14 protein-coding genes are annotated in these 14,727 nt (G+C 62.9%); 5 read left to right on the top strand and 9 right to left on the bottom strand.

Features of this window, described 5'->3' with window-relative positions; all coding sequences use genetic code 11:
• Positions 1–935: 935 nt before the first annotated feature.
• Positions 936–1,580 (bottom strand): DUF3047 domain-containing protein, encoded by a 645-nt coding sequence (locus AN189_RS13665; RefSeq protein ID WP_056036840.1) that lies wholly within the window; start codon positions 1,578–1,580, stop codon positions 936–938.
• Positions 1,581–1,698: 118 nt separating this feature from the next.
• Between AN189_RS13665 and AN189_RS13670 the strand changes: the two genes are divergently transcribed.
• Complete coding sequence (locus AN189_RS13670) at positions 1,699–2,406, top strand: DUF1194 domain-containing protein (RefSeq protein ID WP_056036979.1); 708 nt, start codon at positions 1,699–1,701, stop codon at positions 2,404–2,406.
• Here the strand turns inward: AN189_RS13670 and AN189_RS13675 are convergent.
• The 5 genes from AN189_RS13675 to proS all read right to left on the bottom strand — a co-directional run bounded on the left by AN189_RS13675 (position 2,403) and on the right by proS (position 6,938).
• Positions 2,403–2,783 carry a cytochrome c gene (locus AN189_RS13675; RefSeq protein WP_056036843.1) on the bottom strand — a complete coding sequence of 127 codons (381 nt, stop codon included), beginning with the start codon at positions 2,781–2,783 and terminating at the stop codon, positions 2,403–2,405. The genes AN189_RS13670 and AN189_RS13675 overlap by 4 nt on opposite strands.
• A gap of 25 nt (positions 2,784–2,808) precedes the next feature.
• The gene (locus AN189_RS13680) at positions 2,809–3,501 is read right to left on the bottom strand and encodes an ABC transporter ATP-binding protein (protein ID WP_056036845.1); all 693 of its coding nucleotides are present in this window, start codon (positions 3,499–3,501) and stop codon (positions 2,809–2,811) included.
• Positions 3,494–4,780: an ABC transporter permease gene (locus AN189_RS13685; RefSeq protein WP_056036846.1), complete on the bottom strand. Its 1,287-nt coding sequence runs from the start codon at positions 4,778–4,780 to the stop codon at positions 3,494–3,496. The genes AN189_RS13680 and AN189_RS13685 overlap by 8 nt, the downstream gene beginning before the upstream one ends.
• A 147-nt stretch (positions 4,781–4,927) precedes the next feature.
• On the bottom strand, positions 4,928–5,509 hold the full coding sequence (locus AN189_RS13690; protein WP_056036852.1) for a DUF2937 family protein: 582 nt from the start codon (positions 5,507–5,509) through the stop codon (positions 4,928–4,930).
• 91 nt (positions 5,510–5,600) lie between these two features.
• Positions 5,601–6,938 (bottom strand): proline--tRNA ligase, encoded by a 1,338-nt coding sequence (proS, locus tag AN189_RS13695; protein WP_056036853.1) that lies wholly within the window; start codon positions 6,936–6,938, stop codon positions 5,601–5,603.
• 137 nt (positions 6,939–7,075) lie between these two features.
• Between proS and AN189_RS13700 the strand changes: the two genes are divergently transcribed.
• From AN189_RS13700 to AN189_RS13715, 4 genes are all read left to right on the top strand, one after another.
• Positions 7,076–8,134 carry an AI-2E family transporter gene (locus AN189_RS13700; protein WP_056036854.1) on the top strand — a complete coding sequence of 353 codons (1,059 nt, stop codon included), beginning with the start codon at positions 7,076–7,078 and terminating at the stop codon, positions 8,132–8,134.
• A gap of 3 nt (positions 8,135–8,137) precedes the next feature.
• Complete coding sequence (locus AN189_RS13705) at positions 8,138–8,800, top strand: hypothetical protein (protein WP_056036857.1); 663 nt, start codon at positions 8,138–8,140, stop codon at positions 8,798–8,800.
• Between the two features lie 43 nt (positions 8,801–8,843).
• Entirely contained in the window at positions 8,844–11,009 is a 2,166-nt protein-coding gene (locus tag AN189_RS13710; RefSeq protein ID WP_056036981.1) for an RNA degradosome polyphosphate kinase, read from the top strand.
• A 75-nt stretch (positions 11,010–11,084) separates the two neighbouring features.
• Entirely contained in the window at positions 11,085–12,671 is a 1,587-nt protein-coding gene (locus AN189_RS13715) for a Ppx/GppA family phosphatase (protein ID WP_056036860.1), read from the top strand.
• Here AN189_RS13715 and AN189_RS13720 read toward each other — a convergent pair.
• From AN189_RS13720 to AN189_RS13730, 3 genes are read right to left on the bottom strand one after another with little or no spacing between them, the layout of a single operon-like run.
• Positions 12,629–13,006: a hypothetical protein gene (locus AN189_RS13720; protein WP_056036863.1), complete on the bottom strand. Its 378-nt coding sequence runs from the start codon at positions 13,004–13,006 to the stop codon at positions 12,629–12,631. The two genes, AN189_RS13715 and AN189_RS13720, sit on opposite strands and share 43 nt — an antisense overlap.
• Before the next feature lie 34 nt (positions 13,007–13,040).
• Positions 13,041–14,072 carry an endonuclease/exonuclease/phosphatase family protein gene (locus AN189_RS13725; RefSeq protein ID WP_367379443.1) on the bottom strand — a complete coding sequence of 344 codons (1,032 nt, stop codon included), beginning with the start codon at positions 14,070–14,072 and terminating at the stop codon, positions 13,041–13,043.
• Entirely contained in the window at positions 14,042–14,722 is a 681-nt protein-coding gene (locus tag AN189_RS13730) for a molecular chaperone DjiA (RefSeq protein WP_056036870.1), read from the bottom strand. Before AN189_RS13730 ends, AN189_RS13725 begins: the two co-directional genes overlap by 31 nt.
• Between the last annotated feature and the right edge of the window lie 5 nt (positions 14,723–14,727).

Below are 14,727 nucleotides of genomic sequence, written 5' to 3' on the forward strand. Positions count from 1 at the left end.
GACGCTTATCACATCACCGCCCCCCACACAAAACGTAGCACTTTCTTTGTCTAACATTGATATCCCAAAGTCCTACCTCACTTTTATATCCTCAATCTCATTCTTCCTGCTGATGATGCAGGTAAATTCAAGTATAGTTATACTTTTCGCGAAAAACAAAATTCAGCGGGAAATATTTAAAAATAGTGACTTTGGAGCCGGTCAACTATTTACCTTTAGTGCCGAGCAGGTTGATCTCGCATCACCTATAAGGAATGGCCATTTCTCGTATCCGAAAAGATCGAACCGATTCATAATGATCGGAACATTTTTTTGCCCGCTTTTTATATCGTTTTCCGCATTCGTTGTCGTTGTCGTGATGCTAGCAAATATATCTATATCCGGCGCCACCTCACAAAATACTCCTTTGTTTGAAAGATACATTTATGTATCATCAACTATTGTAATACTTTCCACTGTCTCGTACCTAATCCAATTCTACTGGCCGCTCCCCATTGCGAAAAACAAGGCTCATATTAGATACGGATTTCTCTACCCCCACCTAAAAGGGGAGCAAGGGTTTCACCAAAATTCTAATTACTGGGATGCCAATCCGTAGGAATTTAATCGCGACGAGCGTTTTCAATAGATGCGCACAAACTCTCAAATTTTAATAAACTCTAAGGTATGTTTACCATTAATCTAGGCGCAATCCGCCCGAGTTAGCGCCTACCCCACTTAGTTGGCATCTTTTCAGCATCTTAATGCCAATCGCTAAAATTTGCGATTTGATCAGATAACGACCTTGGCCCCTCACAATGCAGCCCAACACCAGCGCCCGACCCTGGGTGGGCGTGAAGCGCCCTCCCGGGGGGAGGGTCGGGCGCTGCCGTTGCCGCAGGCAACGGCCCTGACCCATGACTAAAGGGCGTGCGCAATTCGCAGGGCGGCAGGCGTTACCGCAATGTCAGACCGCTGAGCTGCGCGCGGATCATGCTTTGCGTATCGTCGCTGTCGGCGCTGACGGCCATGCCGACCAGCGCGCCGGGGGCGCTGCCGAAGGCGCGGGTCAGATCGCCCGTCAGGTTCACCGAGACGTTCATTTGTCCGGTGTCCGCCTGCCGCAGCGGGATCGTGACACCCGTGCCCGGCTCGCCATAGGGCGACGGGATCACCGACCCCACTGTGTTATTCCCGCCCCAGACATATTGCAGGATGCGCACATCCCGGCGGCCCAGCAGCGCGCGGATATCGGCCCCCGCCAGCTCTGCCACGGCCGCATCCGGCGCGAACAGGAAATAGACCGCGATGTTGCGGTCATCGCCGCCCTTGCGGCCGAGGTCCGTGGGCGGGACGCTTTCGCTGACGGACCAGTTCCATGACGCGGACGTCGCCCCCCGCATCTGATCCGGCACCCGGGTCCACAACAGGCTGACCGTGTTGTCCGACACGATCCCCAGCGTGCCCCCGGACTGGTTGTAGTCATTGGACGACAGCACCTTGAGTCGCTGTTCGGTCCAGTTGTTGAAACTGATCGCCTGCGCCGAGGCGCTGGTGGCAAGCAGGGTGGCGGCGATGGTCAGGGTCAGGGTACGAAACATGGGATCCTCCGGTTACTGGACCTGATGGTAGCGGCTTTGGCACCTGCGTCACCCCGGCGCAGGCCGCGTCACGCGATTGTCAGTGACGCCGCGTCAAATCGCGGTTTATGTTTCAAACATGCGTATTCTTGCCCTGTGCCTTGCCCTGATCGCCCCTGCCGCCCAGGCGCAGGTGACAGAAACCTCTTTGGAACTGGTGCTGCTGGCCGATGCCTCAGGGTCGATCGACGCGGATGAACTGGCGTTTCAGCGCCAGGGCTACGCCGATGCGATCACCAGCGGCCCCGTGCTGTCAGCAATTGAAAACACCCTGCACGGGTCCATCGCCGTCACCTATGTCGAATGGGCGACCAACCAGGTGCAGGTCACCGACTGGATGCTGATTGACGGCCCCGGAACAGCGCAGGCCTTTGCCGATGCGCTGATGACAGCCCCCCGGTCCGCCTATGGCAGCAACGCCATCGGCGCGGCCCTGCTGGAGGCGCAGCGCCTGATTGAAACAAACGACATCGACGGGTTTCGCCATGTCATCGACTTTTCCGGCGACAGCATGGCCAATTCGTCCGGTCCTCCCATCGTGCCGTCGCGTGACGCGGTGCTGGCCACAGGCACGGTCATCAATGCGCTACCCATCCTGCGCCCCGACAACCCGCGCCGTGCGGGCGTCGACCTCGAACGGCTCTATGCGGAAAACATTATCGGCGGGCCGGGGGCGTTCATGGTCACGGCCGAGGGGCGCGACACCTTTGCCGCTGCCGTCCAGCGCAAGCTGTTTCTGGAAATCGCGGGCCTGATGCCCAGCGGTCAGGACTACGCCCGGCGCTAGCGCTGCAAGGTTTCGATGTAGTTCGACAATGCCAGCAGTTCGGCCGGGACGGGCACGGGGTTGCCGTCCTCTTCGGTCATGATGATCGGTCCCAGATCGCCGTCGCCAAACCGCGGCATGACACCGCTGACGTGGTTGCCACGGTTGAAACCGTCGATCACGCTCATGACATAGTCGGTGGGATAGCTGCCACCGTTGCGCGCGCTGATGCGCGTCAGATCAGGGGCTACGACGCCGTCCGACACCGCCATGCCCTGCCCGTTTGCCCCGTGACAGGCTGCGCATTGCGACTGGAACGCGGCCATGCCGTCGACCGGCACGGTGTCCGGCGCGCAGGCCGCCGTTGCAATGAGAATGAATGGTATAAAACGGTACATGGCGCGCCTCGCTGCTGATGTGCGTCTACTGTGCCCCGGATTCCACCAGTTTGCCAGCCTCCAGCCGCACCGACCGATCCATGCGCGCTGCAAGTTCCAGGTTGTGCGTGGCGATCAGCGCCGACAGGCCCGTGGACCGCACCAATACCATCAGCGCATCAAACACCCGGTCGGATGTGTCAGGGTCCAGATTACCCGTGGGTTCATCCGCCAGCAACAGTCTGGGGTTGTTGGCCAGGGCGCGGCAAAAGGCGACGCGCTGCTGTTCGCCCCCCGACAATGCGGCAGGCCGATGCCCCGCGCGCTGTGCGATCCCCACGGTGTCGAGCAACGACAGCGCACGCGCCCCGGCATCGGACCCGGTGGCCCCATTGGCCAGTTGCGGCAGGACGATGTTTTCCAGCGCGCTGAATTCGGGCAACAGGTGGTGAAACTGATAGATGAAACCCACATCATTGCGCCGGATCGTGGTCCGTCTGCGGTCGCTCAGGCCCGTGACGTCCTCGCCGCCGATCTGCACCCGGCCTGCGTCGGCCACATCCAGCAGACCCGCGATATGCAACAGCGTGGATTTGCCCGCACCCGAGGGGGCGACCAGCGCCACGACCTCGCCGGGTGCGATGGTCAGCGACGCACCGTCCAGCACACGCACTTCGGACGGTTTGCCGTGGTTGTAGCCCTTGGTCAGGCCCTGCAGCGTCAACACCGGATCATTCATAGCGCAGCGCCTCGACGGGGTTCATGCGGGCCGCACGGCGCGCGGGAAAGATCGTGATGACCCAACTCAGCGCGAGGCTCAGCGCCACCGTCGCCACCATGTCGCCCCACTCCAGGATCGCATCGGGAAAGAAGAAGCCCTGCGCCTCCAGTCCGCTGACACCGTTGCCCGACACCTGATCAACCAGTGCATAGACATGCGCGATGTTCAGCGAAAACACGACACCCAGCAGCACGCCGCACAGCGTGCCGATCGTCCCGATCGAGGCCCCGACGATAAAGAAAACCCGCAGGATCGAGCCTTCTGTCAGGCCCATCGTGCGCAGGATACCAATATCGCGGCCCTTGTTCTTGACCAGCATGACAAGGCCCGACACGATGTTCAGCGTGGCGATCAGGACCAGCAGGGACAACAGGATGAATATGAAATTATCCTGCATGTTCAGCGCGTTGTTAAACCCCGACAGGCGCGATTTCCAATCCGACAACAAGGCATTTGCACCCGCGGCAGCCGCGATCTGCGGGCCCGCCACGTCAACCGCATCGGGGTTTTCCAGACTGACCTCGATTTCATCGGCAACACCGTCGCGGTTGAAAAACAACTGTGCCTCGTCCAGCGGCATGTAAATGCGCGTGCGGTCGATCAGATCCAGCCCCGCGCGAAAGATATAGACGACCTCGAAGGCACCGGTCCGCGGGGACGTGCCCATGGCGGTCCGCACGCCATTGGGCGAGATGATCCTGATGCGGTCGCCCACGGTCACGCCCAGTTCCTGCGCCACGCCCCAGCCAATGGCGATCCCTTCGTCAAAGCGGTCAAGCGTGCCGATGGATGCGTCAGGTCGTTGTGCCACCAGTGGAATTTCGTTCAGATCGTCGGCAGAGATGCCGAAAACCTCGACCCCGGCATTGCCGTTGCCGCGGTTGGCCATGACCTGCGCGCGCACCAGCGGGGCGGCGCGCAGCACGCCCGGCACTGCGGCGATCCGGTCGGCCAACTGGTCGTAGTCTGCAATGAGGTAAGATACGATATCCGTGCCCGCGACGGCGTTCTGCTGATAGACGGTCACATGGGCATTGGCCCCCAGCATCGTGTCGATGAACTGCGCCCGAAATCCCGTCCGGAGGGCCAGCGTCGCAATCAGCGCAAAGACCGCCAGGGTAATGCCGATCAGGCTGATCCACGTCATGACGCTGACGCCGCCCTCGGCGCGTTTGGCGCGGATATAGCGCCAGGCGATCATCCACTCAAAGCGGGCAAAGGGTGCGGTTGTGGCCATGGTCGGTCCCAATCTGGTGGTCGCGCGGACCTTGGAGGTATTTCGCAGGCCGCGTCAATGCAACCGGGTGTGATCGGCATCGGCGGCGGATGGGGCGCTGCCCCGCCGCTGCGCGGCCCCCAGGGATATTTCAAACCAGAAGAAGCCCTAGGCGCGGGTCTTGCGAACGCCGCCCAGCGTGGGGGCGGCCCGGGCGGCAGTTGGTGTCAGCCGGGGTTCCCTGCGGGTCTGCGGTGCCGCGCGCGGGCGGCGGCGGAACAATGATGCGAGGCCGCGCAGGCCAAGGGCTGCCGCCAGCCAGCCAAGCGCCCCGCCGATCGCCCCGCTTGCGGCACCTGCGACCGTCAGCGGCAGCGCAGGTTCGAAATCGGCCCAGGCCGCCTGAACCGTTGCCGGGTCACTGACGCGTGTCACCAGCGCGATGCGCCCCACGGGGCTGGCCGCGCGCAGACGCGCCAGATCATCGCTGAGCACCGCATGACGCCGGAACGTGCGGCGCATGTCCGCCTGGCGGTCGGTCAGGAACGGTGTGCCGGTCATCTGGTCCAGCGCCTGCGTCCGTGTCAGCCCCGCGCGCATCGCCGATGCCTCGAAATCGCCGACCACGACGCTGAGCGCGTCGACCTGACCGGCCAGTCTTTGCAGGTAGGCCTGCGCAAAGGCGGGATATTGCGAACAGGCGGCCGCACCCGCAAGCGCACAGGCCAAGGTGACGCTGCGCCAGATCATCGGCGCAGCCAATCAGGAACAAGCGGTGTCATCTGCTGCCTCGTTTTTTCAGACAGCATACAGCGCCGCGCGGACCCTGTCACCGTTTGCGTCAGATGCCGGCGTAGATCGCCTTGATTTTGGCCACGGCATCGGAGACGGACATGTCCTCGGCCTCGCCGGTGCGCCGGCAGGTCAGTTCAACCACGCCGTTCTTGACGCCGCGCGGGCCGACCGTGATGCGCCACGGCAGGCCGATCATGTCCATCGTGCCGAATTTCGCCCCCGCCCGTTCGTCCCGGTCGTCATAAAGCGGGTCCAGACCCGCTGCCTGGAACTGCGCGTAAAGGTCTTCGCAGACGGCATCGCACCCCGCATCGCCCGCACGCATGTTCAGGATGCCCACGTGGAACGGTGTGACGCCCTCGGGCCAGATGATGCCCTTGTCGTCGTGGCTGGCCTCGATGATGGCGCCCAGCAGGCGGCTGACGCCGATGCCGTGTGATCCCATGTGGACCGGCACGCTGTCGCCGTCGCGGGTCTGGACCGTGGCGCCCAGCGCCTCGGAATATTTTGTACCGAAATAGAAGATCTGGCCGACCTCGATACCGCGCGCCGTGCGACGGCGTTCCTCTGGCACCTGGGCAAACAGGGCCGCGTCGTGCGTTTCATCGGTGCGCGCATAACGCGAGGTAAATTCGTCCATCACCGCCTGACAGGCCGCACGGTCGTCGAAATCGATCTCGCGGTCGCCAAAGGTCAGTTCCGTGATCTGGCTGTCGTAGAACACCTCGGATTCACCGGTCTCGGCGAGAACCAGGAACTCATGCGTGTCATCGCCACCGATGGGGCCCGAATCCGCACGCATCGGGATCGCCTGAAGCCCCATGCGTTCGTAGGTCCGCAGGTAGGTCACCAGGTGACGGTTGTAGGCGTGCAGCGCGTCCTCTTTGGTCAGGTCAAAGTTGTAGCCGTCCTTCATAAGGAATTCCCGGCCGCGCATCACGCCGAAACGCGGGCGCACCTCGTCGCGGAATTTCCACTGGATCTGATACAGGGTCAGCGGCAGGTCCTTGTAGCTGTTGACGTTGGCGCGGAAGACGTCCGTCACCAGCTCCTCTGCGGTGGGGGTGAACAGCATGTCGCGGCCGCCACGGTCCTTGACCCGCAGCATTTCGTCGCCATAGGCGTCATAACGCCCACTTTCGCGCCACAGGTCGGCGGATTGCATGGTGGGCATCAGCATCGCCAGATGGCCCGCGCGCGCCTGTTCCTCGTGGACGATCTGTTCGATCCGGCGCAGCACCTTGTAACCCATCGGCAGCCAGGAATAGATCCCGGCGCTGGCCTGTTTGATCAGGCCTGCCTGCAACATCAGCCGGTGGCTGACGATCTGCGCCTCGCGCGGGGTTTCCTTGAGGACGGGCAGGAAATAGCGGGACATGCGCATGGGTCGGTGATCCTTCACTCAAGGGTTATTCGGTGATCCGTGTAATGGGCGCGCCATACCGCCGCAAGCGCCGCGTGGCTTGCGCCAGAACGCCACCTGCGCCATTTAGGAGGCGCACCAGCCAGAAAGAGCACGCCATGCCCCTGACACCGCGCCAGCAAGCGATCTACTGGGGGATCGCCATCATCGTTTTCCTGCTCGCGCTCTATGCATTGGGCAATGTCATCATGCCGTTCCTGCTGGGTGGCGCGATTGCCTATGTGCTGGACCCGGTCGCAGACCGTTTTCAGAAACTGGGGCTAAGCCGGGCGCTGTCCGTTGCGATCATTTCGCTGGTGGCGCTGCTCCTGTTCGTGCTGTTGATCCTGCTGGTGATCCCGACGCTGATCCGGCAGGCAAACGATCTGGTGCAGATTGCACCCACCCTGTTCGAGAACCTGCAAACCTGGCTTGCAGCGCGGTTCCCTGACCTGCTGGTCGAAGGCAGCACCATCCGCACGCAGCTGGACAACATCGGGTCGATGATCCAGTCGCGCGGCGGGCAACTGCTGGAAACCGTGCTGTCGTCGGCCCTGGGGCTGGTGAACGTCGTGGTGTTGCTGGTCGTCGTGCCTGTGGTCGCGATCTACCTGCTGGTCGACTGGGACAACATGGTTGCCCGCATCGACGAGATGCTGCCCCGCGATCACGTCAGCACGATCCGCGACCTTGCGGGCCAGATCGACCGGACCCTGGCCAGTTTCATCCGGGGTCAGGGCCTCGTGTGCCTGATCCTGGGCACCTATTACGCCATCGCGCTGGCGCTGGTTGGGTTGAACTTTGGCCTTGTCGTCGGGGCCGTGGCGGGTGCGCTGACCTTTATCCCCTATGTCGGTGCCGTCGTGGGTGGCGGGTTGGCCATGGGCCTTGCGCTGTTCCAGTTCTGGGGTGACTGGCCGTGGATCATCGCGGTCTACGCCATTTTCCAGTCGGGTCAGTTCGTCGAAGGCAATATCCTGACGCCGAAACTGGTGGGGTCCTCGGTCGGCCTGCATCCGGTCTGGCTGCTGTTCGCGCTGTCGGTCTTTGGGTCGCTGTTCGGATTCGTCGGCCTGCTGGTCGCCGTGCCCGTGGCCGCCGTCATCGGGGTTCTGGCGCGTTTTGCACTGGACCGCTACCGGCACAGCACGCTCTACCGTGGCAAGTCAGAGGATTGAGCCATGGCCGAACAGCTGATCTTTGATTGGCCTGTCGGCGTCTCGCTCGAGGCGGCGGATTTTTTTGTCTCGCGGGCGAATGAAACCGCGTTTCGCATGGTGCGTGACCCGGCCCGCTGGCCGCAGGGCAAACTGCTGCTGACAGGCCCCGGCGGTGCCGGCAAGAGCCATCTGTCGCGCGTCTTTGCCGTGACACAGGGTGCGCGGATCGTGACGTCAGACGCCATTGCGGGGCTGTTTCCCGATAAGGCCCTCGTGGTCGAAGGTGTCGACAATCTGACCCCGGCCCAGGAACCGGACCTGTTCCATCTGCACAACCACATGATCGCGCACGGTCTGCCGCTGCTGATGACCGCGCGCAGCCTGCCGGGCACATGGGGTATCGTCCTGCCCGACCTCAACAGTCGGATGCAGGCCACCACCCCTGTGCGCATCGCCCCCCCGGACGATGCCCTGCTCGAGGCCCTGTTGATGAAGCTGTTTGCCGACCGGCAGATCCTCGTACCACCTACGCTGCCCCGCTACCTCGCACAGCGCATCGACCGGTCCTATCTGGCCGCGCAGCAGATCGTGGCCGCGCTGGACAGTGCCGCACTTGCCAGCGGCAAATCCGTCAGCACCCGCATGGCGGCCACCCTTTTGGAACAGGACACGACCCATGGCTGATGATTGTCACACGGACGCCATGGAAGGCCGCGATACAGCGCCAATGACACAGGCTGATTTCCTTACCTCCCCGCTTCCCGACCCTGTCACGCTCGACATCGACCTGACCGGCCCCGACCGCTTTGTGAACCGCGAATTGTCGTGGATCGGTTTCAACATGCGCGTGCTCGAAGAGGCGGAAAACCCCCGCGTGCCCCTGCTGGAACGGCTACGGTTCCTGTCGATCTCGGCCACGAACCTGGATGAATTCTATACCGTGCGTGTCGCGGGCCTGCGCGAACTGGCACAGGCGGGCAACACTGCGCCCGGCATGGACGGGCTGACACCCGCAGAGCAACTGGCGCTGATCGATTCCGCGGCGCGCGACCTGATGGCACGCCAACAGGCCATTCTGGACACGTTGACCACCGAAATGGCAGCTGCGGGTATCGCCCTGCTGACTGCGGATGACCTGTCCAAGGCCGACATCGCCTTTCTCGAGGATTTCTTTCTCGATCAGGTGTTCCCCGTGCTGTCGCCACTGGCGATTGACCCTGCCCACCCGTTCCCGTTTCTGCCGAACGAAGGTTTCGCACTGGCGCTGCAACTGGAACGCAAGAGCGACAAACGGTCGTTGCGGGCCTTGTTGCCGGTGCCCGCACAGATCGCCCGATTCGTGCGCCTGCCGGGTGACGGCCATCGTTTCATCCCGCTTGAGGAATTGCTGCTGCAATTCGTGGGGCGGCTCTATCCGGGCTATGGCATCAAGGGGCATTGCGCCTTCAAGGTGCTGCGCGACAGCGACCTCGAACTCGAAGAAGAGGCAGAGGATCTGGTCCGCGAATTCGAAACAGCCCTGAAACGCCGCCGGCGTGGCGAGGTCGTGCGGCTCAAGATATCGGCAAACGCCCCAACGGGCCTGCGAGACCTGATCATGGACGCCCTGCCCGTGACCGAGGCCGAAATCGTCGCCGTCGACGGTCTGATCGGCATCGCCGACCTGTCGGAACTGGTGCTGGACGACCGCCCGGATCTGTTGTGGCCGCCGTTTTCACCCCGTGTCCCCGAACGGGTGCAGGACCACGAGGGGGACATGTTTTCCGCCATCCGGCAAAAGGACATGCTGCTGCACCACCCCTATGAGACGTTCGACATGGTGGTGCGTTTCCTGGCACAGGCCGCACGCGACCCCAATGTGGTGGCGATCAAACAGACGCTTTACCGGACCTCGAAACGGTCCCCCATCGTCGAGGCCCTGTGCGAGGCCGCCGAGGACGGCAAATCCGTTACGGCACTGGTCGAACTCAAGGCCCGTTTCGACGAGGCCGCCAACATCCGCCAGTCACGCAGGCTGGAACGGTCGGGCGCACACGTCGTCTATGGTTTCCTGAACCTGAAAACCCACGCCAAGATCAGCACCGTCGTCCGGCGCGAAGGCGACCGTCTGGTGACCTATACACATTTCGGCACGGGCAACTATCATCCGATCACCGCCAAGATTTACACCGACGTGTCCCTGTTTACCTGTGACGCCAAACTGGGGCGCGATGCGAACAAGGTCTTCAACTACCTGTCAGGCTACGCCCAGCCCGAAGCGCTGGAAAACCTGTCCATCGCGCCGATCGACCTCAAATCCACGATCCTCACCCGCATCTCCGAGGAAATCGGCTATGCCAAGGCCGGCAAACCCGCGGTGATCTGGGCCAAGATGAACAGCTTGATCGAAACCGACGTGATCGACGCCCTCTATGAGGCTTCGCAGGCGGGGGTCAGGATCAATCTGGTGGTGCGCGGGATCTGCGGTCTGCGGCCCGGCGTCGCCGGGCTGTCGGAAAACATCCGCGTCAAATCGGTTGTGGGACGCTATCTGGAACATTCGCGCATCGTCTGTTTCGGCGGGGGTCAGGGCCTGCCCAACAAAAAGGCGCGGGTCTACATCAGCTCTGCCGACTGGATGAGCAGGAACCTCAACCGCCGGGTCGAGACGCTGGTCGAGATCACCAACAACACGGTCAAGGCGCAGATCGTCAGTCAGATCATGGCCGCCAATCTGGCCGATGTCGCACAAAGCTGGATCATGCAGCCTGATGGCAGTTTCGCGCGGGCCACCGTGGCCGATGGTGAATTCGCGTTCAACTGCCACCGGTTTTTCATGGAAAATCCGTCGCTCTCTGGGCGCGGGTCTGCGGGTGCGTCCGATGTGCCGCAGTTGACCCACGACGACGACTGACCCGGTCGGGTCAGGCGTTGACAGCGGCCCTGCATATCCCGATTGATGGGGTCCGACCAACGGGGATGCGGACCAATGACCGACACCGAAACCGAGGCCACGATCGACTGGGGCCCGTTTGGCCGTCCACTCTTTGACGGTGCATCGGCACAGAACCTCAAACGGGTCGGTGTCGTCGATGTGGGCTCCAACTCGGTTCGTCTTGTGGTGTTTGACGGGGCCGCACGCAGTCCCGCCTATTTCTACAACGAAAAAATCATGTGTGCGCTGGGTGCGGGCCTGTCGGAAACAGGGCACCTGAACCCCGAGGGCCGGGTGCGCGCCCTGTCCGCCATCCGCCGCTTTGCTGCATTGGCACAGGGGATGGGCTGCGGCCCGCTGACCGCCGTCGCCACCGCCGCCATGCGCGAGGCCAGCGACGGTGCCGAATTCCGCGCCGAGGTCGAACGCGAAACCGGTGTGAAACTCTGGGTCATTTCCGGCGAAGAAGAGGCCCGCCTGTCCGCGCAGGGTGTACTTCTGGGATGGCCGGGCAGCTATGGTCTGGTCTGCGACATCGGCGGGTCCAGCATGGAACTGGCCGATCTGGCGGATGGCCGCGTTGGCCGCCGTGTGACCTCGCCCTTGGGTCCGTTGAAACTGCGCGAGATCAAGGGCGGCACCAAGGCGGTCAAGGCCTACATCAAGACGGTCGTGGCCGACCTGCACGACCAGATGGACAACCAGACAGGCATGCGCCTGTTTCTGGTCGGTGGCAGCTGGCGCGCCATCGCCCGCGTGGACATGGAACGGCGCGGCTATCCGCTGACCGTTCTGCACGAATACCGCATGACCGCACGCCGCATCGGGGCGACCGCGGATTATATCAAGGCATCCGACCTGCAGGATCTGCGCGCCCGTTGCGGCATATCCGACAGCCGCATGTCGCTGGTCCCGCTGGCGGTGCTGGTGCTCAAGGAACTGGTGCGCGTGTTCAAACCCAAGGATGTGGCGATTTCGTCCTACGGGATCCGCGAAGGCATGTTGTTCGAACAAATGCCCCGCGAATTGCGCGAACGCGATCCCCTGATCGAGGCCTGCCGCTTTGCCGAGGCCAAGGATGCCCGCCTGCCCGGCTTTGGCCGGTTGCTGTATGATTTCATCAAACCGCTGTTTCCCCGCGCCAACTGGCAGCGTCTGCGCATTATCAAGGCGGCCTGCCTGCTGCACGATGTCAGCTGGCGCGCGCATCCCGACTATCGCGGCGAGATCACGTTTGACAACGCGACCCGCGCCAATCTGGGCGGATTGAAACACTATGAACGGGTGCTGCTGGGGCTGGCCCTGATGAAACGCTATTCCGGCAAGACGCCGGACAGCCGTTTCGACGACCTCTTTGCGCTGCTCAATCCCGACCAGATGCGCGAGGCGGATATCATCGGCCGCGCCATGCGGTTCGGTGCGATGCTCTGGCTGGACGGAAACCGCCAGCCCGGCACGTTCAAGTGGAGCCCAAAGAACAAGGAACTGAAACTGACGCTGGACGAGGACGCGCGGCCCCTGTTCGGCGAGGTCGCAGAGTCACGCCTGAACGCATTGGCACAGGCGATGGACGCGACCCTGACGGTGCGGTTCAAGCGTCACAGCTCGACGTCACCCAACGCGCCCTCTGGCGGCACATAGGCGGGCGCATCAGGGGCGCGCCGAATGATGATATCGCCATTCGGCAGGATTTCGGGGTTTTCATAGTTACCGATATCGTCGATCCGGGACATGATCTCGGCCAGCGCCGGGCCCATTTCCTCGCGCAGCATCTGCAACGCGGGGCCCACGTTATTGGCCAGATCCTGCAATTCGCGGATCGCGGGGTCCGCCTCGCGCAGCAGACCGCGCAGGAACAGCTTGGCCCCCTCCTCGATCAGATCGCGCCCGCCGGTATCGGCCTCCGCCTCCGCCTCTTGGGCGTTGGCAGGCAGGGCGGACAGGGTCAATGCAGCGGCGAGGATGAGATGTTTCATATCCCAGACATGGGGGCGGCCGCGCGATTTTCAATCACATGGTCAGATCCAGCGTGACCGGAAAATGGTCCGAGGCCAGCAACAATGCCTCGCGCAGCGGGGCATCCGCAAACACCTCGGGATCATCAAAGGGGTGCCAGATTCGCCACGCAGGCCCTGCGGAACGCAAGGCCGGGCTGACCATGATGTAATCCAGAAGCGCCGACAGATAGGGGCCATCGTTCGCTTTGAACCGAGCCGTCGCAGGCCGCGCAGCGGTCGGACCACCCAGCGCCAGTTGCGCATGTGGGTCATACAGCGGCATTCCGCTGCCCTGCGTCCCCAGCACGATTTCCACGCCGGATTGCCCGAATGCGGCCTCGAAAGCGTCCAGCCCCGGCCCGTCGTTGAAATCGCCCAGCACCACCAGCCGGGCCGCGGGATCGTCGCGCAACATCTGGTCTACCCTTCGGCGCAGCCACAGGCATTGCGACAGTTGCTTGCGCCGGTTGGCAACCCCGACACGGGCCCGTTCGACCGCCGTCTCGCCGTGGGCTGCCTTGGATTTGGCATGCACACCGATCAGCGACAGGGGCGTGCCGTCCTTTGGCGTATAGACCAGTTCCAGCGGCGGCTTTGACCAGACGGCATCAATGTCATCGCCGTTCAGCGTGACGGACAGGGATTGATCAAACCGGGGGGCCGCATCGCTGGACAGCGGGCGGTGAACAGCACGACCGCAGTCAGGATCGAACAGCAGCGCGATTTCCTGCCGTGTGTCATTGGCGAAACCGATCAGGGCCGCGCGTTGCCGCAACCCGTAGTGGTCCGCGAAATGCCGCAGAGCCGCCGCACCATTGCGACGCGACGACGTATCGGGGGCTTCGATTACCATGATGGCGTCGGCGTTCATCGTCTTCAGGACATGGGCAATCGCATCGGCCTGATCGCGGCGGGTCACATCCCAGCGTTTCGACCAGCCGTCATCGCGCACCAGCGCGCCTGCATCGTCGAACAGCGCATCGAACCAGGCAATGTTCCATGTCGCCAGCCGCATCACGCGGTCCCGGCGTTGATCTGCTCCCATGCGCGGTTGATCGCGATCAGGCGTTTTTCGGCCAGTCGCACCGCCTCTTCGGGTACGCCGCGTGCCAACATCCGATCCGGGTGTGTCTCGCGCACCTGCGCACGCCAGGCGGCACGTACCTCTTCGATCGGCGCATCGGGCGAAACACCCAACACATCATAGGCGTCGCGGTCCGCGTCGGCCACGAACTGCGCCCTGATCCGCGCAAACCGGCGATCGTCGAACCCGAATATCTCGGCCACGCGCGCCAGAAACGCATCCTCGGCAGGGTGATAGTCACCATCGGCCATGGCGATGTGAAACAGACCCTCCATCAGGTCCGACAGCGGGCCCTCGGCCCCGCGAAACATCGACGCGATCTTGGTGGCATAGGCCTCGAAGCCTGCGACATCGGTGCGCGCCATGTTGAACAATCGCGCGGCATGCGCCTCTTCTGAGGCGGGGATGTGGAACACCTCGCGAAAGGCAGCGACCTCGTTGCGGGTCACCTGCCCGTCGGCCTTGGCCATTTTGGCCCCCAGCGCGATCACGGCGATGGTAAAGGCCACGGACCTGTCAGGCGGCGTGCGCAACAGATCGAACACCGTCGCCAGCCCCTCGCCCGCGCGCAGGGCCGCCAATGCGTCAGAGATTCGGGACCAGAGCGACATGTCTC

The organism is Loktanella sp. 3ANDIMAR09 (assembly GCF_001420005.1).
Lineage (GTDB): Bacteria > Pseudomonadota > Alphaproteobacteria > Rhodobacterales > Rhodobacteraceae > Loktanella.

Coding starts and splice junctions, on each gene's coding strand:
- AN189_RS13665 (WP_056036840.1), bottom strand. CDS start 1,580: ATGTTTCGTACCCTGACCCTGACCATCGCCGCCACCCTGCTTGCCACC.
- AN189_RS13670 (WP_056036979.1), top strand. CDS start 1,699: ATGCGTATTCTTGCCCTGTGCCTTGCCCTGATCGCCCCTGCCGCCCAG.
- AN189_RS13675 (WP_056036843.1), bottom strand. CDS start 2,783: ATGTACCGTTTTATACCATTCATTCTCATTGCAACGGCGGCCTGCGCG.
- AN189_RS13680 (WP_056036845.1), bottom strand. CDS start 3,501: ATGAATGATCCGGTGTTGACGCTGCAGGGCCTGACCAAGGGCTACAAC.
- AN189_RS13685 (WP_056036846.1), bottom strand. CDS start 4,780: ATGGCCACAACCGCACCCTTTGCCCGCTTTGAGTGGATGATCGCCTGG.
- AN189_RS13690 (WP_056036852.1), bottom strand. CDS start 5,509: ATGATCTGGCGCAGCGTCACCTTGGCCTGTGCGCTTGCGGGTGCGGCC.
- proS (WP_056036853.1), bottom strand. CDS start 6,938: ATGCGCATGTCCCGCTATTTCCTGCCCGTCCTCAAGGAAACCCCGCGC.
- AN189_RS13700 (WP_056036854.1), top strand. CDS start 7,076: ATGCCCCTGACACCGCGCCAGCAAGCGATCTACTGGGGGATCGCCATC.
- AN189_RS13705 (WP_056036857.1), top strand. CDS start 8,138: ATGGCCGAACAGCTGATCTTTGATTGGCCTGTCGGCGTCTCGCTCGAG.
- AN189_RS13710 (WP_056036981.1), top strand. CDS start 8,844: ATGACACAGGCTGATTTCCTTACCTCCCCGCTTCCCGACCCTGTCACG.
- AN189_RS13715 (WP_056036860.1), top strand. CDS start 11,085: ATGACCGACACCGAAACCGAGGCCACGATCGACTGGGGCCCGTTTGGC.
- AN189_RS13720 (WP_056036863.1), bottom strand. CDS start 13,006: ATGAAACATCTCATCCTCGCCGCTGCATTGACCCTGTCCGCCCTGCCT.
- AN189_RS13725 (WP_367379443.1), bottom strand. CDS start 14,072: ATGGGAGCAGATCAACGCCGGGACCGCGTGATGCGGCTGGCGACATGG.
- AN189_RS13730 (WP_056036870.1), bottom strand. CDS start 14,722: ATGTCGCTCTGGTCCCGAATCTCTGACGCATTGGCGGCCCTGCGCGCG.